We start from the raw sequence: 23213 nt of genomic DNA on the forward strand, positions 1-23213 counted from the left end.
CAATAAGTGCCGCTGCCAACGCGTTATGGTGAGCGCAATAAATAAGAATGTGGGGCAAAAATGAGCAAAGTCAGACTCGCTGTCATCGGCAACGGTATGGTCGGGCATCGCTTCATCGAAGAACTGATGGAGAAAGCGGAGCCGGGCCAATTTGAGATCACCGTGTTTTGTGAGGAACCGCGCCTCGCCTACGACCGGGTGCATCTCTCCTCCTACTTTTCACACCATACGGCGGAAGAGTTGTCACTGGTGCGCGAAGGCTTCTACGAGAAGCACGGCATTCAGGTGCTGGTAGGCGAACGTGCCATCACCATCAACCGGCAGGAAAAGGTGATCCACTCCACCAGCGGGCGCACCGTCTGGTATGACAAACTGGTGATGGCCACCGGCTCCTACCCGTGGATCCCGGCGATTCAGGGCGCAGACACCCAGGACTGTTTTGTCTACCGCACCATTGAGGATCTCAACGCCATCGAAGCCTGCGCCCGGCGAAGCTTTCGCGGCGCAGTGGTCGGCGGCGGCCTGCTGGGGCTGGAAGCGGCCGGGGCGCTGAAAAACCTCGGCGTGGAGACGCACGTGGTGGAGTTCGCGCCGGTGCTGATGGCAGAGCAGCTTGACCGCATGGGCGGCGAACAGTTACGCCAGAAGATCGAACGGATGGGCGTACGGGTGCATACCGGCAAGAACACCCAACTGATCACCGATCAGGGCCGGGAGGCACGTAAAACCATGCAGTTTGCTGACGGCAGCGCGCTGGAGGTGGACTTTATCGTCTTCTCCACCGGCATCCGCCCGCAGGACAAACTGGCGCGCCAGTGCGGCCTCGCCACCGGGACGCGCGGCGGCATCACCATCAACGACAGTTGCCAGAGTTCCGATCCGGACGTCTACGCCATCGGCGAGTGCGCCGCCTGGAACGAGCGGGTCTATGGGCTGGTGGCACCGGGCTACAAAATGGCGCAGGTGGCGGCCGATCACCTGTTGGGGCGTGATAACGCCTTCAGCGGCGCGGACATGAGCGCCAAGCTGAAACTGCTGGGTGTGGATGTTGGCGGCATCGGTGACGCGCATGGCCGCATGCCGGGCGCGCGCAGTTACGTCTACCTCGATGAAAGCAAAGAAGTTTACAAACGGCTGGTGGTCAGTGCCGATAACAGCACGCTGCTCGGCGCGGTGCTGGTGGGTGACACCAGCGACTACGGCAACCTGCTGCAACTGGCGCTCAACAAGATCGCCCTGCCGGAGCACCCGGATACGCTGATCCTGCCGGCCCATGCCGGCAGCGGCAAACCGGCGCTGGGCGTGGATTCCCTGCCGGAAACGGCGCAGATTTGCTCCTGTTTTGACGTCTCCAAAGGCGACATCATGCGCGCGGTACAGGGCGGCTGCCACACTGTGGCCGCGATCAAAGCCGAAACCAAAGCCGGTACCGGCTGCGGCGGCTGCATCCCGCTGGTGACGCAGGTGCTGAACGCCGAGCTGAGCAAACAGGGGATCGAGGTCAACCATCACCTGTGTGAACATTTTGCCTATTCGCGCCAGGAGCTTTACCACCTGATCCGCGTGGAGGACATCACCTCCTTTGACGCCCTGCGGGAGAAATACGGCAAAGGCTACGGTTGTGAAATCTGCAAACCTACCGTGGGGTCACTGCTGGCTTCCTGCTGGAATGAGTATGTGCTCGCGCCGCAGCATACGCCATTGCAGGACAGCAACGACATCTTCCTCGGCAACATCCAGAAAGACGGCACCTACTCGGTGATCCCGCGCTCGCCGGGCGGTGAAATCACCCCGGAAGGGCTGCTGGCGATTGGTGAGGTGGCGCGTGAATACCACCTCTATACCAAAATCACCGGCTCCCAGCGCATCGCACTGTTTGGCGCGCAGAAAGATGATTTGCCCGCCATCTGGCAGAAACTGATCGACGCCGGATTCGAAACCGGCCACGCCTACGCCAAGGCGCTGCGCATGGCGAAAACCTGCGTCGGCAGCACCTGGTGCCGCTTTGGCGTGGGCGACAGCGTGGGCTTCGGCGTCGAGCTGGAGAACCGCTACAAAGGCATCCGCACCCCGCACAAGATGAAGTTCGGCGTCTCGGGCTGTACCCGCGAATGTGCCGAAGCGCAAGGCAAAGACGTGGGCATCATCGCCACGGAGAAAGGCTGGAACCTTTACGTCTGCGGCAATGGCGGCATGAAACCGCGCCATGCCGACCTGCTGGCGGCGGATCTCGACCGCGACACGCTGGTCCGTTATCTCGACCGTTTCATGATGTTCTACATCCGCACCGCCGACAAATTACAGCGCACCTCGTTGTGGCTGGAGAGCCTGGAGGGCGGCATCGCTTACCTGCGCAGCGTCATCATCGATGACAAACTCGGCCTGAATGCACAGCTAGAGGCGGAGATCGCCCAGCTGCAGGCACGGGTGGTGTGCGAATGGCAGGAAACCCTGCACCATCCGGAACAGCTCTCCCGCTTCGCCCACTTTATCAACAGCCCGCAGCGTGACCCGAACGTGCAGGTGGTGCCGGAACGTGATCAGCACCGCCCGGCGCGGCCGGAGGAGCGCATCCCGGTGCGGCTGGTTACCGCGCAAGAACAGGAAATGGAGGTGAACCCATGAGCCAGTGGACAACCGTCTGCCCGTTAGAGGCTATTTTGCCCGCCACTGGCGTCTGTGCGCTGGTAGGCGGCCAGCAGATCGCCCTGTTCCGCCCCTACGCGGACGACCAGCTGTTTGCCCTGAGCAATATTGACCCGTTCGCCCAGGCGAGCGTGCTGTCCCGCGGCATCATCGCCGAGCATCAAGGCGAGCTGTGGGTCGCCAGCCCGTTGAAAAAACAGCGTTTCCGCCTGCGTGACGGCCTCTGCCTGGAGGATGAGACCCACTCGGTGCCCGCCTGGCCGGTCAGGGTGCAGGACGGCAACGTGCAGGTTAACGCCTGATTGTCAGGGGCCGCATGGCCCCCTTTTTTACCTTTCTCTTACCCTCTGGGATACCACCATGTTTACCGACACCCTGAATAAATGTGCCGCCAATGCCGCACGCATTGCGCGGCTGGCCAAAGAGACGCCGCTGAGCTTCTGGGTCAGTTCTGCGATGGCCGGGGCCTACGTGGGCCTGGCGATTATTTTGATTTTCACCCTCGGCAACCTGCTGGAGCCGGCCGTGCGGCCGCTGGTGATGGGCGCGACCTTCGGCATCGCGCTGACGCTGGTGATCATCGCCGGGTCTGAACTGTTTACCGGCCATACGATGTTCCTGACGCTGGGCGTGAAAGCCGGCACCATCCGCCCCGCTGAGATGTGGGCGATCCTGCCGCAAACCTGGCTCGGGAACCTGCTCGGCTCGGTGTTTGTTGCCCTGCTCTACCACTGGGGCGGCGGCAGCCTGCTGCCGACGGAATCCAGTTTGCTGCACACCGCTGCGCTGGCGAAAACCACTGCCCCGGCGATGGTGCTGTTCTTTAAGGGCGCGCTCTGCAACTGGTTGGTGTGTCTGGCGATCTGGATGGCGTTACGCACCGAAGGCGCAGCGAAGTTCATCGCCATCTGGTGGTGTTTGCTGGCCTTTATCGCCTCCGGGTATGAGCACTCCGTCGCGAACATGACGCTGTTCGCCCTCTCCTGGTTCGGCCACCACAGCGAGGCTTATACGCTGGCCGGTATCGGCCACAACCTGTTGTGGGTGACGCTCGGCAATACGCTCTCCGGCGCGGTGTTTATGGGGCTGGGTTACTGGTATGCCACCCCGCGCGCCCAGCGCCCGCAACCGGCCACCGTGACAAAACAACAGGCGGCCTGACCATGGATTACCTGCCGATTTTCTGCCGGTTACACCAGCGCGCCTGCCTGCTGGTGGGCGGCGGCGACGTCGCCGAACGCAAGGCGCGCCTGCTGATGAACGCCGGGGCGCAGCTCACCGTCTGCGCCCCGGCGTTCACCCCGCAATTTCACCTGTGGGCGGAGCAGCAGGCGCTGACGCTGGCCGCCCAGCCGTTTGACGCCGCGCTGCTGGCGGATAAATGGCTGGTGATTGCCGCCACCGATGACATGGCCGTCAACCAGCAGGTCAGTGACGCGGCGGAGGCACAACGCATTTTCTGCAATGTGGTGGATGCGCCTGAACAGGCGGGCTTTATTATGCCGTCGATCATCGACCGCTCACCGCTGATGGTGGCGGTCTCCTCCGGCGGGCGGGCGCCGGTGCTGGCGCGGTTACTGCGTGAGAAGCTGGAGGCGCTGTTGCCGCAACACCTTGGCGAACTGGCAACGCTGGCCGGCAGTTTGCGCCAACGGGTCAAGCAGCGCTGGAAAAGTGCAGGCGAACGGCGGCACTTCTGGGAGAAGCTGTTTGACCACCAGCCGCTGGCGCACGCCGTGGCCGCGAAGGACAGCGCCCGCAGCACGCAACTTGTTGAAACCCTGTTCAGCGAGCCGCTGGACCACCACGGCGAAGTAGTGCTGGTGGGTGCCGGGCCGGGCGATGCCGGGCTGCTGACGCTGAAGGGGTTGCAGCAACTCCAGCGGGCGGACATCGTGGTGTATGACCGGCTGGTGTCGGATGAGGTGATGAACCTGGTGCGGCGCGATGCGGAGCGCATTTTCGTCGGCAAACGCGCCGGTTACCACTGCGTGCCGCAGGAGGAGATTAACCAGATCCTGCTGGCGCAGGCGCAGCGCGGCAAACGCGTGGTGCGGCTGAAAGGCGGCGATCCGTTCATTTTCGGGCGCGGCGGCGAGGAGCTGGAAACCCTGTGCGATACCGGCATCCCGTTCTCGGTGGTGCCCGGTATTACCGCCGCCTCCGGCTGCGCCGCCTACAGCGGCATTCCGCTCACCCACCGCGACTATGCGCAGAGCGTGCGGCTGGTGACCGGCCACCTGAAAAAAGAGGGTGAGCTGGACTGGGCCACGCTGGCCGCCGGGCAGCAGACGCTGGTGTTTTACATGGGGCTGGCGCAGGCACCGGCGATCCAGCAGCAGTTAATGGCGCACGGCATGGCCGGCACGATGCCGGTGGCACTGGTGGAGAACGGCACTTCGGTGAAGCAGAGGGTGGTCAGCGGTGAGCTATGCCATCTCGCCTCTCTGGCGCAACAGGTCAGCAGCCCGAGCCTGATCATCGTCGGCCGGGTGGTGGCGCTGCGTGAGCGGCTGAACTGGTTCCTCTCCTGAGCGGAAAACGCCCATAAAAAAAGCGCCGGAAGGCGCTTTTTTCAGGCAGGAAAACTTATTCCCACCAGATGTCGAACAGGTCACTGACCACCACATCGGTCATGTTGTGCTGCTCAAGCCAGCTTTTCACCAGCTGGCGGTGCTCATCGGTGCAATGGCCGATCTTTTGCAGGCACACCAGCCCTTCCCATTGCAGGTAGCCGCCGCCGTCAAACGCCAGGCCGTTCGGCTCAATCACTTCATTGATGAAGGTGTCGAGCGTTGCGTCGATCACATCAACGGCGGTGTCATCCGGGAAGGTCCATTTCACCGAGAAGCCCAGCTCCTGGAACTCGTCGATGTGTAACTTTTTGCGCAAACGGCGGCTGCGTTGTGTGGCCATTACTTTGTCCTCTCAAACATAAGATCCCATACGCCATGGCCAAGACGATGGCCACGCGCTTCAAATTTGGTCAGCGGGCGTGATTCCGGCCGCGGGACATAGTCGCCGCTTTCGGAGACGTTTTTGTACCCGGCAATCTGGTTCATCACGTCCAGCATGTGCTCCGCGTAGGCTTCCCAGTCGGTCGCCATGTGGAACACGCCGCCCAGCTTCAGTTTACGCAGCACCAGCTCGGCAAACGGCATCTGGACGATACGGCGCTTGTTGTGGCGCGCCTTGTGCCACGGATCCGGGAAGAACAGCTGCACCATGGTCAGCGCGTTATCCGGGATCATATTTTCCAGCACTTCCACCGCGTCATGGCACATCACGCGCAGGTTGCTGACGCCCGCCTCGTGGGCGGTGCCGAGACAGGCCCCGACGCCCGGCGAATGGACTTCAATGCCCAGGAAGTTCTGGTGCGGGTTGGTCTGTGCCATGGTCACCAGCGAGGCGCCCATGCCGAAACCAATCTCCAGCACCGTGGGCGCTTCGCGGCCAAACAGCGTCTCCAGGCTGATCGGCGACGTCTGGTACTCCACGCCCATTACCGGCCAGAAGTTATCCAGCGCGTGTTGCTGCCCTTTGGTCAGGCGGCCCTGACGGCGGACAAAGCTGCGGATACGGCGCAGCGGGCGGCCGTTTTCATCGAATTCCGGCGAGATGACGTCATTAATCATAGTGCGTTTCGTCTGTTTGGCTGTGAATAAGGAAAGGCGCATTATCCAAAGATACCCTGCTTTAGCAAGCGCCGCGTTGCTCCGGGCCGGTTTAGCCGGAAAGTTCCGGTTTACTCCGGCGGGGGTCTGTGCTGGAATCGCAGGCTACTCTTTTTCTGAGAAACCGATCCCACTTATGATGGAAGCGCAACTGTTCGCGCGCCTGGTACTTGACTGGTACCAACGCTGCGGCCGCAAAACCCTGCCGTGGCAGCTTGAAAAAACGCCTTATAAAGTATGGCTCTCTGAAGTGATGTTGCAACAAACCCAGGTTGCCACCGTGATCCCCTATTTTGAGCGCTTCATGGCCCGCTTCCCGGATGTGCAGGCGCTGGCCGCCGCCCCGCTGGATGAGGTGCTGCACCTCTGGACGGGGCTGGGTTACTACGCCCGCGCGCGCAACCTGCACAAGGCGGCGCAGAAAGTGGTGGCGGAGCACGGCGGCATTTTCCCCACCACCTTTGACGCGGTGGCGGATCTGCCCGGCGTCGGCCGTTCTACCGCCGGGGCGGTGTTGTCGCTCTCCCTGGGGCAGCATCACCCGATCCTCGACGGCAACGTCAAGCGGGTGCTGGCGCGCTGTTACGCCGTGTCCGGCTGGCCGGGCGAGAAAAAGGTGGAGAACCGCCTGTGGCAACTCAGCGAACAGGTGACCCCGGCCGATGGCGTGCAGCAGTTCAACCAGGCGATGATGGATCTGGGCGCGATGGTCTGCACCCGCTCAAAACCGAAATGCGAACTCTGCCCGCTGAACCGCGGCTGCGAGGCGTATGCCCACCACAGCTGGGCGGAATACCCCGGCAAGAAGCCGAAGAAAGTGCTGCCGGTACGCACCGGCTGGATGGCGCTGATTGAGCACCAGGGCAGCATCTGGCTGGAGAAGCGCCCGCCCTCCGGCCTGTGGGGCGGCCTGTACGGCTTCCCGCAGCATGAGAGCGAAGCCGCGCTGGATGCCTGGCTGGCAGGGCTCGGGCTACAGGGCGCGCCGCGTGAGCAGCTGATCGCCTTTCGCCATACCTTCAGCCACTTCCACCTGGATATTGTGCCGGTGCACATAAGCAGTGCATCCGCACCGGGCGGCATGGATGCCGGCGACGGTCTCTGGTATAACTTAGCGCGGCCGCCGTCGGTCGGGCTGGCCGCCCCGGTTGAGCGCCTGCTGGCCGAGCTGGCCCGGCACGCCCCCACACAGCAATCATTATTTGGCCATCGCGCCGCAGATGAGGAATAAGCATGAGCAGAACCATCTATTGCACCTTTTTACAACGCGATGCCGAAGGGCAGGATTTCCAGCTCTACCCTGGTGAACTGGGCAAGCGCATCTATAACGAGATCTCCAAAGAGGCGTGGGCGCAGTGGCAGACCAAGCAGACCATGCTGATCAACGAGAAAAAGCTCAGCATGATGAATGTGGCCGACCGCAAGCTGCTGGAGCAGGAGATGGTGAAATTCCTGTTTGAAGGGCATGACGTTCATATTGAAGGCTATACGCCGCCGAGCGAGTAAGCCGGAACGCACATTTTCAGGGCTGGATTGGCCCTGCTTCTTTCATCACGACACGGCATTTAAGATGAAGAAAATTTTAGCGCTGATGGTCATTGCGCCTTTGCTGGTCTCTTGCTCCAGCGACAAGAAAAGCGATGCGTTTAGTGAAGCCTTTGTAAAAGATACCAATGGGTTCGATATTCTGATGGGGCAGTTTGCCAATAACATCGAGAATATCTGGGGCATGAACGAAGTCCTGATTGCCGGGCCGAAGGACTACGTCAAATATTCGGATCAGTACCAGACCCGCAGCCACATCAACTTTGACAGCGGTACCATCACCATTGAGACCATTGCCGGCACCGATCCGGCGGCGCATTTGCGCCAGGCGATCATCACCACCCTGCTGATTGGTGAAGATCCGGACGGCGTGGATCTCTACTCCGACGCCAATGACATCCAGATCAGCAAAGAACCGCTGCTCTACGGCCAGGTGCTGGACAACAACGGCGAGCCGATCCGCTGGGAGTGGCGCGCCGCGCACTTCGCCGACTACCTGTTGCAGAACCGCCTGCAAAAACGCGAGTCCGGCCTGCATGTGATCTACTCGGTCACCATTCAGCTGGTGCCGAACCACCTCGACAAACGGGCCCACAAATACCTGCCGATGGTGCGCAAAGCCGCCGCCAAGTATGGCGTGGACTCGTCGCTGATCCTGGCGATTATGCAGACCGAATCGAGCTTCAACCCCTACGCCGTGAGTAACTCCGACGCGCTGGGGCTGATGCAGGTGGTGCAGCACTCCGCCGGGGTAGACGTGTTCAAGATGCAGGGCAAGTGGGGCAAACCGAGCCGCAACTACCTGTTTGACCCGGAGAACAACATCGACACCGGCACCGCCTACCTGTCGATTTTGCAGAACAGCTACCTGGGCGGCATCAGCAACCCGACCTCACGCCGTTACGCGGTGATCACCGCCTACAACGGCGGCGCAGGCAGCGTGTTGCGCGTCTTCTCCAGCGACAAGACGCGGGCGTTCAACATCATCAACAGCATGGCACCGGGCGACGTCTACGCGACCCTGACCACCAAACACCCGTCAGGCGAATCGCGCCGTTACCTCTACAAGGTGAACAACGCGCAGAAGAGCTACCGCCGCGGCGGCTGATCCGCTGTTTTCTGATAAAAAGAACCCATAAAAAAACCCGCCGAGGCGGGTTTTTTTTATTGTCAGCAGAGAGATCAGTGCGTCAGCACGTAGCCCATAATGCGCTTCCAGCCCTCCGGCTTTTTCTCCACATACACGCCCTGTAACTCCGGCGAGAAGCCCGGCAGCCGGTTGATGCCCTCTTCCAGCGCCATGAAGTAGCGTTGCACCGCCCCGCCCCACACTTCGCCCGGCACCACGCAGAGCACGCCCGGCGGGTACGGCAGCGCACCTTCCACCGCCACCCGGCCTTCCGCCTCGCCGATCGGGATAAGCTCGGCGTTGTCGCGGATGAACTCATTGTGCGCGTCCTGGGTATTCATCCTCACCTGCGGGAAATGCGCCTGGCGGAACATCTCTTTCTGCAACTGTTTCACATCAAAGCTGACGTAGAGATCGTGCATCTCCTGGCAGAGCTGGCGCAGGGTGTAGCCCCGGTAACGCGCTTCATTTTTGCGATAGACCGTCGGCAACACCTCTTCCAGCAGCGCATCTTCCTGCACATAACGCTCGAAGCGGGCGATCTCCTCCACCAGCTGCACCATCTTGGCATCGCTCTCCGCCGGGGTGAGCAGGAACAGGATCGAGTTGAGATCGCTCTTCTCCGGCACGATCCCGTTCTCACGCAGGTAGTTGGCAAGGATCGTGGCCGGGATGCCAAAATCGGTGTAGTTGCCGGTCGCCGCGTCGATGCCCGGCGTGGTCAGCAGCAGTTTGCACGGGTCAACAAAATACTGGTGCTCGGCGTACCCCTCAAACGCGTGCCACGTCTCGCCCGGCACGAAGTCAAAGAAGCGCCCATCGCTCGCCATCAGGTCGGTGTCATGATCCTGCCAGGGTTTGCCGTCCACCACCGGCGGCACAAAGGGCTGGATCATCGAGCAGCGGTTGAGCAGCATTTTACGCGCCTCAATACCGGTTTTGACACACGCCAGCCACATATGGTGGCCGCTGCCGTTGGCATGCATCCGCGCATTGACGTCCAGCGCGGCAAACAGCGGGTAGAACGGGCTGGTGGAGGCGTGCAGCATAAAGGCATTATTGAGCTTTTTATGGCTGACGTGGCGCTTCTGCCCTTTGATATGGTTATCTTTTTTATGGATTTGTGACGTCTGCGAGAACCCGGCCTGCTGCTTGTGCACCGATTGGGTAACGATGATGCCCGGATCGTTCTCATCCAGATCCAGCAGCAGCGGCGAGCACTGCTGCATCATCGGGATGAACTGCTCATAACCGACCCACGCCGAGTCAAACAGGATGTAGTCACACAGGTGGCCGATCTTCTCCACCACCTGGCGGGCGTTATAAATGGTGCCGTCATAGGTGCCGAGCTGGATAATCGCCAGCCGGAACGGGCGCGCCTCCGCGGCACGCTGCGGGGCAACGCGGGCAATCTCCCGGCGCAGGTAGTCTTCATCAAAGCAGTGCGCATCAATGCCGCCGATAAAGCCGAACGGGTTGCGCGCCGTCTCCAGGTAGACCGGCGTCGCCCCGGCCTGGATCAGCGCGCCGTGGTGGTTGGACTTATGGTTGTTGCGGTCAAACAGCACCAGATCGCCGCGCGTCAGCAGGGCGTTACACACCACTTTATTGGCGGCAGAGGTGCCGTTCAGCACGAAATAGGTTTTGTCGGCGCTGAAGACTTTCGCCGCGTGCTTCTGCGCATCTTTGGCACTGCCTTCGTGGATCAGCAAATCGCCCAGCTTCACATCCGCGTTGCACATGTCAGAACGGAAAACATTTTCCCCGAAGAACTCATAGAACTGGCGACCGGCCGGGTGGCGGCGGAAGAACTCACCGCCCTGGTGGCCGGGGCAGGCAAAGGTCGAGTTCTGCATCTCAACATACTTTTTCAGCGTGTCGAAAAACGGCGGGAACAGCGCAGCCTCGTAGGCAGCGGCGGCGGCTTCCAGCTGTGCGCCATAGAACGCCTGGTTGGCATCCGACAGGGAGATAACGCCCTTCAGCTGCGGCAGGTAGTCCGGCGAAATCGCCTCATCCCCGCTTATCGCCACAAAAGCCGGGATGGCAAAGCCGGTCTGCTGCACCGCATCCAGCCGGCCGGCGCGCAGATCCTGCGCCGAGACCACGATGGCGGCCACCTCGGTGTAGTCAGCGGACTCTAACCCGATGACATCACGCGGGGTATCGAGGCGGGGGGCTACGTCAGCACTTGCTGCTATTTTCAATGATTTCATCTGCAACTCTCAAACGGTTAAGGATGAGGGGGTGCCACACTGGCACGGCAATAGGACAAGGCAAATACGCCCTCTCCCGGCAAAGTGATATCGGTATCGGTGACAACGGCTTACCGTCAACCGGGGCAACGCACCGGGCACAGGCAGTAAACTGGGATCGGCACCGTCGATAGACATCAGTAAAACCAGAGGCGCACTCTGTTTTTAATCATGCCCAACAGCCGGTACAGGGGGGTAACTTCACCGCATGGTGACGTCGGAGATAACGCTGGAAAGGATCGAACAGGAAAGACGAGCCGGGCGCAGCCGGGCAGGCATCAAAGGGGCGGCGATAAGCGCCGCGCGGCAGCACCGGAAGGTGCGATGGGATAAGCCTGTCATGCCGCAACCCTCATAAGCTGTCGCGTAAAACGGAAGTCAAAATTTGCGCAATCATGGCATTTTTTCTGAGGCGCATCAAGCCACAATTCCGGTGGCCAACCCACGCCCGGCGCGGTGCCGTCCGCCCTGCCCGGCGCTTTTTGATGTAAAAATCAACGCTTGAACCACAAACCGGGAAAAAGCCGTTGACGCTTCCCGGCCAATACGGTTTAATGCGCCCCGTTGCCCGGATAGCTCAGTCGGTAGAGCAGGGGATTGAAAATCCCCGTGTCCTTGGTTCGATTCCGAGTCCGGGCACCATCATTCAGAGCCTGTTGGTTAAGATTTACGGGATGTAAATCCAGACCGGCAAGAGATGGGCCAGAGGAAGCAACGATAGGTATCATTACCTGATTGTCAGAAAATTTGGCTCTTGAAGAACCCACCTGCTCTAACAGGTGGGTTTTTCGCGTGCGATATTTGCAGCTTTGTCTACAAATGTCAAACTCTGTCAGGCAGTACCCTGCTTTGTTATCAGTTGGTTACATCAACTCCTGCTCTAAAATCTCGCGCAGTGCATCTACATCCTCATCAATATATTCCATTGTCGACATGATACTGACATGCCCCAGTAGCCGTTTGACCGCCTGTATATTCCGGTCAGGGGATTTCATCATGTGGGTGGCAACCGTATGCCGGAAACGGTGCGGACTGACCGGGAAGCGGCAGTCTTTAGATAAGCGCCGGAAGAAAGCCCGCAGCGGATAGATGCTCATCGCGCTTTTTCTTCGCCGTACATCAAACCGGGCAACATCAAAAAGAGGATCGGTCAGTTCAGCACCGGCCTCCAGAGAACGGGTCACCAGTTCGTGCAGCCGTGGATATAACGCCCTGATAACCGGCACCCGATGCTCACAATGGTTTTTTGCTCCCTCAGTACGGAGATCAACCCACCGCTCTTCAAGATTGACGTCCCCAACACGTATATGTTGCAACTGGTTCTGCCGGATAGCGGTGTAGCGCAACATATCCAGGACGGTCATCCAGAACCACGCCGGGTAGAGCGCACACTTTGAACTTCTTCTGTGCGACTGAGCCAGCTGTTGCTCTTGCTCGTAGTATTGCTGCATCAACAGGTAGATTGCCTCTATCTGGCCTTTGGTCAGCGTTTTCTTTTTCTTCTTTCCTGCCCGTACCACGACCCCATTAAAGGGATTTTTCTTGTGAGTTAATACGCCTTCGTTTATGCCGAAATTAAAAATCGCTCGCATATGGGCCACCTTATTATTCCAGGTGCGAGCCTCGAGCCGTTGCCCGGTCAATACCTCTCTGCGCCAGGCCAGCACCGTCTGGCTATCTACCTCCCACGGCTGTTTTTTCATGTCCTTTATAAAGGATTTGACGACTTTTCGATAACTCCATTGTGTGGCAGGCCGCAGCAGCTTGACGTGAAAATAGTGATCCAGTAAATCATCAAACGTTATATTCTCCATACTATCCCCTTCCCTGGTGAATTATTAACAATGGATTCTCTTTAGGAACATGTGTGCTCTTATAAACTTTATTCACTAAAATGAGATAGCCATTCAGCTTTTTAAATCGCCCTTCTCTCTGCTCGTTTTCATAGAGATGGCCGGTATAGAGCGCCTTCTCATCCTGCCGGTGATGCCCCAACCGCTCAAACGCTTTTTGTAGTGTTGATTTGCTGACATCTGTTACCCCACTATCTGATAAGTATTGGTGAAATACCTTGGGTGTCTGGATAAATACAAACCCGGCGATAAGATGGACGTATGATTGCGATGTATTCACTGTTATTTTCCCTGTTTCACAGCCTTCAGTGAGCCATTGCCAAAACGCTTCTCCCATTTCACGATTCGAAGAAGAATGCTTTGTTTCTGCTGAAGCATCAGTGTTGGTGTTATAACCCAACACGGACAATAATCCTTCGGTATCATCTTCTGATGGCTCCAGGGAAAGAGTGTTGACGTCCGTTATATTTTCTTCTGAAACCTTAGCTATATCGCCATTTTCTAAAGGCTCGATGTGTGATATTTCCTGAGAAACCGGGGATTCGATCAAAATATCGTCAACAATATTCTGAGGATGAGATGAGTGCTGTGTTTCGACCTCGCCCCTCGCCACCTGCACCGCCTCTGAGATAATGGCATTCACTACTCCTGACTGCGTGTGAAAGCCTGTCAGGTAAGTTGATAATGTTTTAATTGCATCAGGCCAGGTACTTAACCAGGTAATCGCCGCTTCCGGGAGGATCTGCCAGGCAAGCATGGCGGCAAAACTTTGCACTCTCTCTGGAGAGGTTTCCGGAACAAAGCGGAAGCGATAGGGTTCGGCAGGCGGCTCCCGCAGGGGTACCCAACATTTCCCATTTGCCAACTCGACCTCCAGATGGCAGAGGTGTGCCAATGAAGACAACATGGCAGCATACACCACGACCGCGTTCCAGGCTGCGCTTTGCTCCGCCTGTTCTTCCGGTGGCGCACCCACAGGCAACATATAACTTTTCGATAACCGGATGGCATACGCGGTGGACTCCAGCATGTAATCTGCCATACCTCCCAATCCGGCATGATGACCGGATTCAGACAAAGGGAACTGTTGCATCAGAGTGATACAGCGCTCCAAAGGAACCAGGTAGAACTGGTGATACATCTCTTTAGGCAGGGATGAGTAATCCCATAGCGTCTGAAGCCATTGCTGACGTTTGACGGGGGCAAGCAGCTCTGCCGGTGTCAACGGAAGGTGATAGCCGGGAGGTGCGATCTGAGTATTGGCAACGGAGATATCGACTACCGTGAGGCGCTCACGGCCCAGACGAAGAAGGCGTTTTAACATAGCGGGAACCTGTCAGGTGACAAATTCAGCTACTGTAAGTCCCTATGGGATGGCTACAACGAATAACTCTAAATCCATCAAAATAATTCCCTAAACTTAAACTATTACTCATTATCTTTTTATAGCGTATCCAAATCATTCCTTTTAAGATGATAGTTCTTATACTTTCTCACCTTAAAACCATCAAAAAACTAGAATTTTCAAGGGACATATATGGATAAGAGATATCAGGTTTTTGTCAGCTCAACCTTTACTGATTTACAAGATGAACGTAAAAGCGTCATTCAGACGCTTATGGAGATGGATTGCATTCCCGCTGGAATGGAGCTATTTCCAGCAATTGATGAGGAGCAATGGGAATTTATAAAAAGAATTATAGATGATTGTGATTATTACCTTCTTATCATTGGTGGACGTTATGGCTCAATGGCAGAGGATGGTCTAAGTTATACAGAAAAAGAATTTGATTATGCAGTATCAAAAGGGATGAGAGTGGTTGTTTTAATTCATGAAAACCCCAGTGAATTGCCTATTGCAAAATCAGACATCAATCCAGAGATACGAGAAAAACTTTCTAGATTTATAGAAAAAGCATCCAGTGGCAGGCTTCGTAAAACCTGGTCTACAGTTCAAGATTTGCCAGGACTAGTGGCATTAAGCATGACTAGAACAATCAAAGCCTACCCTGCTGTTGGTTGGGTTAGAGCTGATAAAATAAGTAATGAATCGGCTTTGAGCGAGTTAAATGAATTAAGGAAAACAAATGAAGAATTACAGAAAAAAATTGCTTTATATGAGAACCCTATCGACTTCATTGAACCTGAAAACTTGGCAGGGTTAGAATATAACTTCAACCTCTCATATCAAACTTTCGAGTATGATGCAATTTATGAAAGAAACGTCACTAATAACAGGACAATACTGATAAGCCTAGAGCGAATTTTCTTTTTAATATCCCCTTTCATTATTGAAGAAGCTAGAGAAAATACAATTATAGACATTCTCAAAACTGAGATTGACAAATCATCAAATTCAGTATTTGAATATATTTACTTAGACACGCAGGATATTAAAACAATATATCTAAACTTCAAAGCATTAAATCTTATCTCTCATAATACACCTCTTTGGAAGTTGACTCCTCGGGGCGTAAAACTAATGATGGAATTACGTTCAATTAAAAAACAATAAAATGCATTTCTTATGACCAATCCTCAGAGAGAATATTTCTCTGAGGATTGGTAAGTTATGACATCAAATTAAGTAAAGATAGCTCACGCCGCAGCCAGCGCCTGCTCACGTAACACCAGATACTCAAACGCCTCCCGGGCAAAACGTGCCGCCCGGAATACCGCCCGGTTATCTTCCTTCAACACACGCAGCCAGGATGCGATATAGCTGTCATGTTGCACGTCGCCCTGAATGCCCAGTTCAGCACACAGGAAAGCAGCCCCCATTTCAGCGACCAGCTCCTCGAATCCATAAACAGGGTCGCCAAAGGTATGCGATGTTGATGTAATGCCTTCACGGGCCAGCCGTGATGCATGGCCGGTAGAATGCACCAGCTCATGCAGCAATGTACTGTAGTAGTCAGCCGGCTGGGTAAATTGCCCGGCTTCCGGCATGGTAATTTGATCTAAACCTGGGCTGTAAAACGCCCGGTTCTGATACCGATGGATAACCGGCACACCACTGCAAGCAACCAATTGCTCGGCCCTTGCCACTCGCTCTATTTCGGTCGTGACCGGCAAAACAGGGGAAAGGTGTTCCGGTAAGTTTTCGCACTGCTCAACGTTGAACAGATGGAAACTGGTCATAAAGTTGTGGCGCGATATTACTGCGTCACCGTTCTCATCAACGACAGGTCGTCCCTGGTCATCAGTAGCTGGCTTTTGAAAAGGTTTATACAACGTCACCAATGACGATTTTTCACCTTTCCGGACGTTGCCGCCGGCATCCTGTGCCTGCTTGAACGTCAGCCAGCGTGAAGAGCGAAAGCCCTTCTCTTCCATGTCGATCCACAACAGCATGACGTTAATCCCGCTGTATGACCGCCCGGTTACCGCATTGGCCGGCAAGCCTGGATTAAGCCCGCGCTCTGATGTCCAGGGCTTACGCCAGGGAGATGTCCCTTTCTCCAGGGCTTTGATGATTTTGTCCGTCACTGTCTGAAACAGATCCGTGGACGCTTTACGTGAAGTTGATTTCTTAGTCATGGTTAATCCCTATCCATAAAAAACAGGGATTGCTGCCCATGCGGGAAGTCAATCCCCGCTTGGGTTACTTAAAATCAGTCAATAGCTGCCAGAATGGCGCCTGACTCACTGTGCTCCAGCGCATAATCACGCAATGTGTGGTACGCGCTGATATCGCTGTCCATCTCTGTGATATTGGCAATATGGCCTAAAGCAAATAACGACAGCGTGATGCCAAAGGCTTCTGCCGTCATCACACCATCATAGCCATTACCCACAACACAGACCCGATAAGCATGGCGTGCAACAGGTACAAGATAATAGCCGCCGTTTGACAGCATTCGGCCTGCCCATAAACCACCATCATAGTCATCGCTTAAACGACCGGCCCAGGATAAAAAAATAGCTTCGCGGGCATAAGCGTCAGGTAGTCTGAATAAAATAGTGCCGACGCTAACTGGCCGCATAGTGATAGCTGACATCGTATTCTTCCTTAAATTAAAAAAGAGGGAGAACACGCCCGGAGGGTGTTTTCCCTCCGGGTTAGTCAACATTGATAAGTGGTTTAAGTAGGTATCAGTTACCGTTCCTGAGCAGCCGTGATGCGCCTTCAGGCAAAACGGCCAGACCGGTGTAATTCAGTTTCCTGCCCAGCCATAGCGCCAGGACTAAGAGGTGACGATTCACCCGATTGCGGAAACGGCCGGCCTGAAAGCGCCCGGCTAAAAACAACACCAGACGCTCCGCCCGTAACTGTCCATGAAGCGATGCACCTGATAACCATGCATCAACCAGTATTCCGCGAATGTAAGCCAGATTAACGGCCAGCATGATGCAGACGCAAAACAGCACCACCAAGTCGGCCACAAACGGCACCAGACGTCGCATGATCCAATCGCGGCAGATAATGATGTGTTCCATTGGTTATTCCCCCAACGTCACAACCAGCGCATTGTCACTGTACCTGGCAATAAATTGCTGGGTACGTTCGGTGAGTTCAGTCAGAGAAAAAGCGACCTGTTGTACCCGACGGGCGGAACGGCTATTCCACGCTTCTTGTGCTGCGTTGATCAATGCCCGTTGCCGGGTTTCCCATTGGGAAATACCAAAAGGTTCAACGGCACAATCCCAGGCGGAAAGCGTGATCGCGACAGGCAGAGAGGCCAAAGTATGTGTAGTCATCGGTGTATTCCTTGCATAAAAAAGGGAACACCGATCCCATAGGGAAGTGTGTTCCCTTAGGGTGAGTAACAACGTAGAGCGCGGGAGATCCGCTGTTTTGAAAAGGCTATTTCTTGCGGGTTAAAGCAGAGCGATCAGGCAAAAAACTTCATTGCTCCGAGTGCGCCAATAATGAATACCGCAATGGCCCCAAAACGCAGCGTCAGACGGTTTTCAAGCTGGGCAATGTCATGCTTCAACTCAGATTTCATGATCCGCATGTCGGTTTGCAGTTCGGCTTTGACCATCTGCAATTCCGTACTGGTGGCAAGCTGCGCATTCACTGACTTCTGAAAATTCACTAACGCCTCCACCTGCACATCACTGAAACCTGCCTGTTGCAGGATGATGGCAGCATCATAAGAAATGTTATGGTTCATCATGTGTCTCCTTGTTAAATAAAAAACGGGAGACACATCCCATAGGGAGAGGTGTCTCCCGCAGGGTGAGTAAAAGTGTACCTTTATCGCTGTTACGATCATCGTTTTCAAAGGCTAAACGATGTTACCGCCCGAAGGCTTCGTCTCTCAGGTCATGACGAGTTTGGCTGGCAATCACCCGAAGGCGTTCCTCTCAGATTACCGGAACATTGGCTGTTGTCAGAGACAACGGATTAACCCGGTAATATTACCCAACCACGGACGTCTATTCCACATCAACATCAGGCTTATTATATACCCGCTCCACATAGCGCCCTCGCCCATCGCCATGCCCCAGATCCATCGATACCATTGCCCTGGCTTCTTCCTGGCCCAGCCCGCGCTGTTGATAGTATTCCATCGCTTCTGTAGCCCAGGCATAGCGCAAGCTGTGAGGGGAATATTTACCTGACAGCCCTGCTTCTCTAACGACATTGCGGTATCGGTCAATCGCTGACTGTAAGTTAGGTTTATCAATGAGCTTCCCATTATGTTCGTCGGCATACTTCAACGCATAATTGACGGCCGATAACACCTGCTCACGGTGTAATACTGTGGTATCGCGTGGCCGCCCGCCTTTAGTGCCGAAAACTATCCGTAGCCGATCCTCACCTTTTAGCAGCGCTCGCTGCCAGGTGCGTAAAGACTTCGCTGACTGCACGGCTTCTTCCGTTCTAAGCCCCATGCAACGGGCCAGCTGCATGGCGGCGGCGACGCCTACGTCCTGACGCTCTGCATAAGTGAACGCAGCGAGATAGCGTTCGCTGTTAATGGCAAGTTTAGTTCCGTCACGGCTGGCTTCCGACAAGCCGAGTGCTTTATTGCTTAATTTTTCATGGTTCGGATCGGCCAGCTTATTTCTGCCTGCCGCAGCACAGATAGCCCGAATCGCCGCCATCTCATTTTGAAGAGTCCGTTTAGAGATATTTTCTGCCTGACGGCTTTTGATATACAGCTCAATATGGTTCGTCTTGATATGTTTCACATCCCTGATTTGGATATTTAATTTAGCTATTCGTTCTGCGACGCGATCTGCGATCCGGGAACGATCGGCCACTGTTTTAAAACTTCCGCCTGCCTGCCGGGATAACGTCACTAATTGCTTACTGAGCTTTGACATACTAACAACACCTTTTAAAACGAGGGACAGAACACCGTCGATATGTCATGCCACCTTTATATAATCAACAAACAACTATTAAAACTGAGAAAATAGTTTCTCATTGGATTCCTTTTAATTTACGAGTGAACTCTTCATGTCATCACAGCAATGTTTATTGATGGCAGAACCCCCTTCTGTAAAATTTTTTGGATTCTAAAGATGAAAATACGTTTTAAGCGCTCTTTATTGGCTTCTGCCTTGATGGTGATTTCACATCATAATGCGTATGCTGCACATAACTCTCCTACTGCCTTCGGTGATAATGCTATAGCTGAAATTGCCGGCACAGCTATTGGCAATGATGCTTATGCTGCTCCTGGAGGAACTTCTATTGGCTCGAATTCAAATGCCAGCGGCCAATCCTCCGTTTCTATCGGCGGCCAAGGAGGAGGAGGCGGAGCTTTTGGCGATCACTCAATTGCCATCGGTGGCATTGCTAAATCAGAAGGAGAGAGCAGTATTGCAATGGGAATAAGGGCAACCTCCACCGCCGATAACAGTATGGCAATAGGCGCATATTCCACGTCAACCGCTGAAAATAGTGTGGCACTGGGTTCAGGTTCGGTAGCGGATAGGGAGAATGTAATATCGATAGGTGCAGCGGGTAATGAACGGCAAATCACCCATGTTGCTGCCGGCACCAGTGATACGGATGCCACCAATGTGGCACAAGTGAATACAGCAAAAAATGAGGCTATTAATACCTCGACCAGTTATACCAACAATCAGATCGCTCAAAACAATCTGGTCATCAACCAGTCCATCGACAATGCTAAAAATGACGCCATTAACACATCTAATAGTTACACGGACAGTAAGATTACTGAAAACAACACCGTGATCAACCAGGCTATTGATAACTCGAAAAACGAAGCAATCAACACCTCTAATAACTATACAGAAAGCAAAATCAACGAAAACAACGAGGTAATCCACCAGACTATTGATAACTCAAAAAATGAAGCGATTAACACCTCTAACCACTATACGGATAGCAAGATCACTGAAAACAACACAGTAATTAATCAGAATATCGATAACTCAAAAAACGAGGCAATTAATACGTCCAATCATTACACAGACAGTAAGATTACCGAAAACAACCAGGTAATAAACCAAACTGCCAATAACTATACAGATAACAGGATTACTGAAAACAACGAGGTCATTAATCAGAACATCGACAACTCAAAGCATGAAGCCATCAGTACCGCCAATACTTATACTGATAATAAATCAGCCCAGACCCTGATAGAAGCGAATACCTATACCGATAATAAGTTCGGCGAGTTTAATCAATCCCTCAACAAGCTGGATAATAAAGTTGAGAGAAACGAGAAGCGTGCGAATGCAGGCGTTGCGGCTGCAATGGCAATGACGACGATCCCGTTCGTGGATGCGCAGACCTTCAGTGCAGGTATTGGCACTGGTACATACCGGAGCGAAACGGCCTTAGCGGCCGGGATGCAATATAAGATCTCGCCGAACGTAAATACCCGGCTGAATTTTTCCTGGGACACCTCTGACGGCGTGGGTGTAGGAGCCGGCATCGCGGTAGGCTGGTAATTCCCCTCTTTATTGGTCATTCCCCTCTTCTTCCCATACCAAAACCACGGAGATCACTCCGTGGTTATCCGCTATTCATCTTTTCAAAAACGCTTAGCCCCGACGGCATGGTTAAGTTTGCGCTTCCTGCGGCTCGGCTGGTATCTGTGCATCGGGGTGGCAAATGGTTGAGTTATTGCGAGGTTCCCCAGCTCTCTGAGCTGTTCGCGGCATATGCCGTCCTGACTGTCGTCAGACTACCTCCATACGTCAGTTTTCACTGGCGTTGCCATCGATACCGAGTCGATTTTTCTCCTGAGTGAGGACGACTGGCGAGTTCTCCAGGTCGTTATGGTTAAGGGTTTCCTTCCTGCGGCTGAGACTACGTGTGTCAGAGCGTACAGGTTGCTGCCAGACCGCGTGCCGTCTGGTAAGACGGTGTGTCTTCGCGCAGCGTCACTTGGTAATAGCTTCGCATTTACACAAGTGACGCTGCGCATATCCCGCCGCCAAATGCTGCTCTTGCAGATGCCAAATGTTCCAATTGGCATAGCAGAGAGCCGCAAATGTTGCCGGGATAGCTGGACGTAAGCCCAAGGAACGAGAGAGTTAAAGACGCAGGCATAAAGGATGCCCGAAGGTGAAGTGTGCCTTGATTGCATCTGCAACTCCGGCTTTCAAAGGCTAAGCCGGATTACCGCTCGAAAGCGTTGCCTCTCAGGTTATAGCAACATTGGCTGCGGCCGCCCGAAGGCATCAGTCCCAGGCCGCGCTTCTTTCCCTATGATTTTGGCTGTGCAATCACCCGAAGGCGCTTCTCTCAGATTGCAGGCCGCACTCCTTGCGCGCGAAGCATTGGCTGTTGTCGGAGACAACGGTGTAACGTGCGGATAATAAAAAAAACATGCCATAATATCAACGAAATTTAATATAAATATTCATTTGCCACTTACTCTCTTAACCTTTTCTGGGATTCAAATAATCGGCAACTCTTGCTCAATATTAATTACTCTGATCACTCTTATTCCCGCCTGCTTTAACACTTCATCAAGTTTATTGTCTCTTTCTATACGAGCAGGTGCTGAATGGGTACTGTCATCTAACTCTATTACAGCAGCAACTTCTTTTTCTTTTCTTGAATAAAGTACAAAATCAACCCGAAGTTTATTTACCATGCTAAAAATAATTTTATTTTCATCACTCCCATAAGCATACCGTTCACCAGGTGCAACTAATGCACCCAGGCTAACCTGCGAGTGTATAGAAAATTCTTTACCATAGTTTATAATCAACTTATTAAAAAATTTAGCTTCTCTCTCAGTAAGGAATTTCTGCCTTTTAAAAGCCCCACCACCTTTTGCCAACTCCCAAAACTTTTCATCCCAATTTTTAACTACAGTATTTGTCTTTTTCTCATGATTAAAAACCCTCGCGGGGTTTTTATTATAAATATCATTTTTCTGATACTCTCGTTTCTTATCCCCTAGCGATGAATATCCTTTATAAAATCCAGCGGTATTATTTTCTTTTTTGTTAACTCGATCTGACGAATTTTCACTATAGCGGTTATCACCTTTACCTTTATTAAATAAGCTTAATAAATTACTTAACAACCCTAGCAATAACAATATAACGATAATTATAATAACAGAATCCATATTAATACCCTTTTTTAAATCCCCGCTACATTTTTAAAACTATACTTATTATGAATACAAACAGTGTCAAAGATCACAAAAACAAAAGCATTTGTAATTGAGAAATAAAATATAATGCGAAAACTTAAATTTTAAGCCATGAAATAAAAAGCATTGAAATATATAGATTTAACATTAAATCATGTGAAACAGTTAACATTATGAAGGTCTTTCCGTGCAAGTTAATTAGCTTAAATTCCCTCGCCAACCCAATCACTGAACGATATAGTAATTTTAGAAAGATATCTTTATAGAGGACGACATAGTGGATAACAGAGGCTTTGATAAAGAGGATGTTCAGGAGATTATTTCCAGAAAGGCAATGACGTCTAAGCTCAACAAAGCTGATTACCAAGAGATAGGCCGCAATGCGGCTCACGGCACGGTAGAGGTAGTAAAGGCAGCTTTAGCGTTGGTGGGTGTTGTTGCAGAATTTATACCTGACGAAAGCATAGAAAGGAAAGATGGCTATAGAGACGGCTGGCAGGGATATGGTCATTATATTTCTGATGTCAGAGTAGATTCTGAGCCTTATGAATAAGGGCTGC

The 23213-nt window shown here is 53.7% G+C and carries 22 protein-coding genes and 1 tRNA gene; 11 read left to right on the forward strand and 12 right to left on the reverse strand.

The window, feature by feature from the left end; all coding sequences use genetic code 11:
- The first annotated feature begins 60 nt into the window (after window positions 1-60).
- Genes nirB through cysG form a run of 4 tightly spaced genes read left to right on the forward strand, consistent with a single transcriptional unit; the run spans window position 61 to window position 5180 of the window.
- The gene (gene nirB / locus CYR55_RS13975; RefSeq protein ID WP_101816786.1) at window positions 61-2625 is read left to right on the forward strand and encodes a nitrite reductase large subunit NirB; all 2565 of its coding nucleotides are present in this window, start codon (window positions 61-63) and stop codon (window positions 2623-2625) included.
- Window positions 2622-2948, forward strand: a complete 327-nt coding sequence (gene nirD, locus CYR55_RS13980; protein ID WP_101816788.1) for a nitrite reductase small subunit NirD — start codon at window positions 2622-2624, stop codon at window positions 2946-2948. The genes nirB and nirD overlap by 4 nt, the downstream gene beginning before the upstream one ends.
- Before the next feature lie 58 nt (window positions 2949-3006).
- A complete protein-coding gene (gene nirC / locus CYR55_RS13985) occupies window positions 3007-3807 on the forward strand; it encodes a nitrite transporter NirC (protein ID WP_101816790.1) in 801 nt (266 codons plus the stop codon).
- 2 nt (window positions 3808-3809) lie between these two features.
- Entirely contained in the window at window positions 3810-5180 is a 1371-nt protein-coding gene (gene cysG, locus CYR55_RS13990) for a siroheme synthase CysG (RefSeq protein ID WP_101816792.1), read from the forward strand.
- A gap of 55 nt (window positions 5181-5235) precedes the next feature.
- Here the strand turns inward: cysG and CYR55_RS13995 are convergent, their stop codons facing one another.
- Window positions 5236-5562: a YggL family protein gene (locus CYR55_RS13995; RefSeq protein WP_101816794.1), complete on the reverse strand. Its 327-nt coding sequence runs from the start codon at window positions 5560-5562 to the stop codon at window positions 5236-5238.
- Window positions 5562-6281 (reverse strand): tRNA (guanosine(46)-N7)-methyltransferase TrmB, encoded by a 720-nt coding sequence (gene trmB, locus CYR55_RS14000; protein WP_101816995.1) that lies wholly within the window; start codon window positions 6279-6281, stop codon window positions 5562-5564. Before trmB ends, CYR55_RS13995 begins: the two co-directional genes overlap by 1 nt.
- Window positions 6282-6456: 175 nt before the next feature.
- Here trmB and mutY point away from each other — a divergent pair, with 175 nt between their 5' ends.
- The 3 genes from mutY to mltC all read left to right on the forward strand — a co-directional run bounded on the left by mutY (window position 6457) and on the right by mltC (window position 8973).
- Complete coding sequence (gene mutY, locus CYR55_RS14005; protein WP_101816796.1) at window positions 6457-7551, forward strand: A/G-specific adenine glycosylase; 1095 nt, start codon at window positions 6457-6459, stop codon at window positions 7549-7551.
- 2 nt (window positions 7552-7553) lie between these two features.
- Entirely contained in the window at window positions 7554-7826 is a 273-nt protein-coding gene (locus CYR55_RS14010; protein WP_072927328.1) for an oxidative damage protection protein, read from the forward strand.
- 64 nt (window positions 7827-7890) lie between these two features.
- Window positions 7891-8973, forward strand: coding sequence for a membrane-bound lytic murein transglycosylase MltC (gene mltC, locus CYR55_RS14015; protein ID WP_101816799.1), 1083 nt, complete (start codon window positions 7891-7893; stop codon window positions 8971-8973).
- A 74-nt stretch (window positions 8974-9047) separates the two neighbouring features.
- On the opposite strand, the gene speF is transcribed toward mltC, so the two are convergent.
- Window positions 9048-11210, reverse strand: a complete 2163-nt coding sequence (gene speF, locus CYR55_RS14020; RefSeq protein ID WP_101816801.1) for an ornithine decarboxylase SpeF — start codon at window positions 11208-11210, stop codon at window positions 9048-9050.
- A gap of 605 nt (window positions 11211-11815) precedes the next feature.
- Between speF and CYR55_RS14025 the strand changes: the two genes are divergently transcribed.
- Window positions 11816-11891, forward strand: a tRNA-Phe gene (locus CYR55_RS14025).
- A gap of 221 nt (window positions 11892-12112) precedes the next feature.
- Here CYR55_RS14025 and CYR55_RS14030 read toward each other — a convergent pair.
- Window positions 12113-13063: a tyrosine-type recombinase/integrase gene (locus tag CYR55_RS14030; RefSeq protein ID WP_101816802.1), complete on the reverse strand. Its 951-nt coding sequence runs from the start codon at window positions 13061-13063 to the stop codon at window positions 12113-12115.
- 1 nt (window position 13064) lies between these two features.
- Complete coding sequence (locus CYR55_RS14035; RefSeq protein ID WP_101816804.1) at window positions 13065-14426, reverse strand: TraI domain-containing protein; 1362 nt, start codon at window positions 14424-14426, stop codon at window positions 13065-13067.
- A gap of 213 nt (window positions 14427-14639) precedes the next feature.
- On the opposite strand from CYR55_RS14035, the gene CYR55_RS14040 reads away from it, so the two are divergent.
- The gene (locus CYR55_RS14040; protein WP_101816806.1) at window positions 14640-15617 is read left to right on the forward strand and encodes a DUF4062 domain-containing protein; all 978 of its coding nucleotides are present in this window, start codon (window positions 14640-14642) and stop codon (window positions 15615-15617) included.
- 83 nt (window positions 15618-15700) lie between these two features.
- On the opposite strand, the gene CYR55_RS14045 is transcribed toward CYR55_RS14040, so the two are convergent.
- The 6 genes from CYR55_RS14045 to CYR55_RS14070 form a co-directional block, all read right to left on the reverse strand.
- Window positions 15701-16642, reverse strand: a complete 942-nt coding sequence (locus tag CYR55_RS14045) for an ArdC family protein (protein ID WP_101816808.1) — start codon at window positions 16640-16642, stop codon at window positions 15701-15703.
- 74 nt (window positions 16643-16716) lie between these two features.
- Entirely contained in the window at window positions 16717-17103 is a 387-nt protein-coding gene (locus CYR55_RS14050) for an antirestriction protein (protein ID WP_101816997.1), read from the reverse strand.
- Between the two features lie 94 nt (window positions 17104-17197).
- Window positions 17198-17542, reverse strand: coding sequence for a hypothetical protein (locus CYR55_RS14055; protein WP_101816810.1), 345 nt, complete (start codon window positions 17540-17542; stop codon window positions 17198-17200).
- A 3-nt stretch (window positions 17543-17545) separates the two neighbouring features.
- Window positions 17546-17803 carry a hypothetical protein gene (locus tag CYR55_RS14060; protein ID WP_101816812.1) on the reverse strand — a complete coding sequence of 86 codons (258 nt, stop codon included), beginning with the start codon at window positions 17801-17803 and terminating at the stop codon, window positions 17546-17548.
- A gap of 134 nt (window positions 17804-17937) precedes the next feature.
- Window positions 17938-18225, reverse strand: a complete 288-nt coding sequence (locus CYR55_RS14065; protein WP_241522155.1) for a hypothetical protein — start codon at window positions 18223-18225, stop codon at window positions 17938-17940.
- Between the two features lie 262 nt (window positions 18226-18487).
- Window positions 18488-19381, reverse strand: a complete 894-nt coding sequence (locus CYR55_RS14070; RefSeq protein WP_101816817.1) for an integrase domain-containing protein — start codon at window positions 19379-19381, stop codon at window positions 18488-18490.
- Window positions 19382-19582: 201 nt separating this feature from the next.
- Between CYR55_RS14070 and CYR55_RS14075 the strand changes: the two genes are divergently transcribed.
- Window positions 19583-20989, forward strand: a complete 1407-nt coding sequence (locus tag CYR55_RS14075) for a YadA-like family protein (protein WP_165699597.1) — start codon at window positions 19583-19585, stop codon at window positions 20987-20989.
- Between the two features lie 953 nt (window positions 20990-21942).
- On the opposite strand, the gene CYR55_RS14080 is transcribed toward CYR55_RS14075, so the two are convergent.
- Entirely contained in the window at window positions 21943-22626 is a 684-nt protein-coding gene (locus CYR55_RS14080) for a DUF2726 domain-containing protein (RefSeq protein ID WP_101816821.1), read from the reverse strand.
- Between the two features lie 304 nt (window positions 22627-22930).
- Here CYR55_RS14080 and CYR55_RS14085 point away from each other — a divergent pair, with 304 nt between their 5' ends.
- Window positions 22931-23206 (forward strand): hypothetical protein, encoded by a 276-nt coding sequence (locus CYR55_RS14085; protein ID WP_146000983.1) that lies wholly within the window; start codon window positions 22931-22933, stop codon window positions 23204-23206.
- Window positions 23207-23213 lie beyond the last annotated feature (7 nt).

This window comes from Chimaeribacter californicus (assembly GCF_002858675.1).
In the GTDB taxonomy this organism is placed as follows: domain Bacteria; phylum Pseudomonadota; class Gammaproteobacteria; order Enterobacterales; family Enterobacteriaceae; genus Chimaeribacter; species Chimaeribacter californicus.

Excerpts from the sequence above, each read along its gene's own strand:
- CYR55_RS14080 (WP_101816821.1), bottom strand. The coding sequence starts at position 22,626 with ATGGATTCTGTTATTATAATTATCGTTATATTGTTATTGCTAGGGTTG.
- CYR55_RS14035 (WP_101816804.1), bottom strand. The coding sequence starts at position 14,426 with ATGTTAAAACGCCTTCTTCGTCTGGGCCGTGAGCGCCTCACGGTAGTC.
- CYR55_RS13995 (WP_101816794.1), bottom strand. The coding sequence starts at position 5,562 with ATGGCCACACAACGCAGCCGCCGTTTGCGCAAAAAGTTACACATCGAC.
- speF (WP_101816801.1), bottom strand. The coding sequence starts at position 11,210 with ATGAAATCATTGAAAATAGCAGCAAGTGCTGACGTAGCCCCCCGCCTC.
- nirB (WP_101816786.1), top strand. The coding sequence starts at position 61 with ATGAGCAAAGTCAGACTCGCTGTCATCGGCAACGGTATGGTCGGGCAT.
- mutY (WP_101816796.1), top strand. The coding sequence starts at position 6,457 with ATGATGGAAGCGCAACTGTTCGCGCGCCTGGTACTTGACTGGTACCAA.
- CYR55_RS14060 (WP_101816812.1), bottom strand. The coding sequence starts at position 17,803 with ATGACTACACATACTTTGGCCTCTCTGCCTGTCGCGATCACGCTTTCC.
- CYR55_RS14065 (WP_241522155.1), bottom strand. The coding sequence starts at position 18,225 with ATGATGAACCATAACATTTCTTATGATGCTGCCATCATCCTGCAACAG.
- mltC (WP_101816799.1), top strand. The coding sequence starts at position 7,891 with ATGAAGAAAATTTTAGCGCTGATGGTCATTGCGCCTTTGCTGGTCTCT.
- CYR55_RS14010 (WP_072927328.1), top strand. The coding sequence starts at position 7,554 with ATGAGCAGAACCATCTATTGCACCTTTTTACAACGCGATGCCGAAGGG.
- CYR55_RS14050 (WP_101816997.1), bottom strand. The coding sequence starts at position 17,103 with ATGTCAGCTATCACTATGCGGCCAGTTAGCGTCGGCACTATTTTATTC.
- CYR55_RS14070 (WP_101816817.1), bottom strand. The coding sequence starts at position 19,381 with ATGTCAAAGCTCAGTAAGCAATTAGTGACGTTATCCCGGCAGGCAGGC.
- CYR55_RS14075 (WP_165699597.1), top strand. The coding sequence starts at position 19,583 with ATGAAAATACGTTTTAAGCGCTCTTTATTGGCTTCTGCCTTGATGGTG.
- CYR55_RS14045 (WP_101816808.1), bottom strand. The coding sequence starts at position 16,642 with ATGACTAAGAAATCAACTTCACGTAAAGCGTCCACGGATCTGTTTCAG.
- nirD (WP_101816788.1), top strand. The coding sequence starts at position 2,622 with ATGAGCCAGTGGACAACCGTCTGCCCGTTAGAGGCTATTTTGCCCGCC.
- nirC (WP_101816790.1), top strand. The coding sequence starts at position 3,007 with ATGTTTACCGACACCCTGAATAAATGTGCCGCCAATGCCGCACGCATT.
- CYR55_RS14040 (WP_101816806.1), top strand. The coding sequence starts at position 14,640 with ATGGATAAGAGATATCAGGTTTTTGTCAGCTCAACCTTTACTGATTTA.
- CYR55_RS14030 (WP_101816802.1), bottom strand. The coding sequence starts at position 13,063 with ATGGAGAATATAACGTTTGATGATTTACTGGATCACTATTTTCACGTC.
- CYR55_RS14055 (WP_101816810.1), bottom strand. The coding sequence starts at position 17,542 with ATGGAACACATCATTATCTGCCGCGATTGGATCATGCGACGTCTGGTG.
- trmB (WP_101816995.1), bottom strand. The coding sequence starts at position 6,281 with ATGATTAATGACGTCATCTCGCCGGAATTCGATGAAAACGGCCGCCCG.
- cysG (WP_101816792.1), top strand. The coding sequence starts at position 3,810 with ATGGATTACCTGCCGATTTTCTGCCGGTTACACCAGCGCGCCTGCCTG.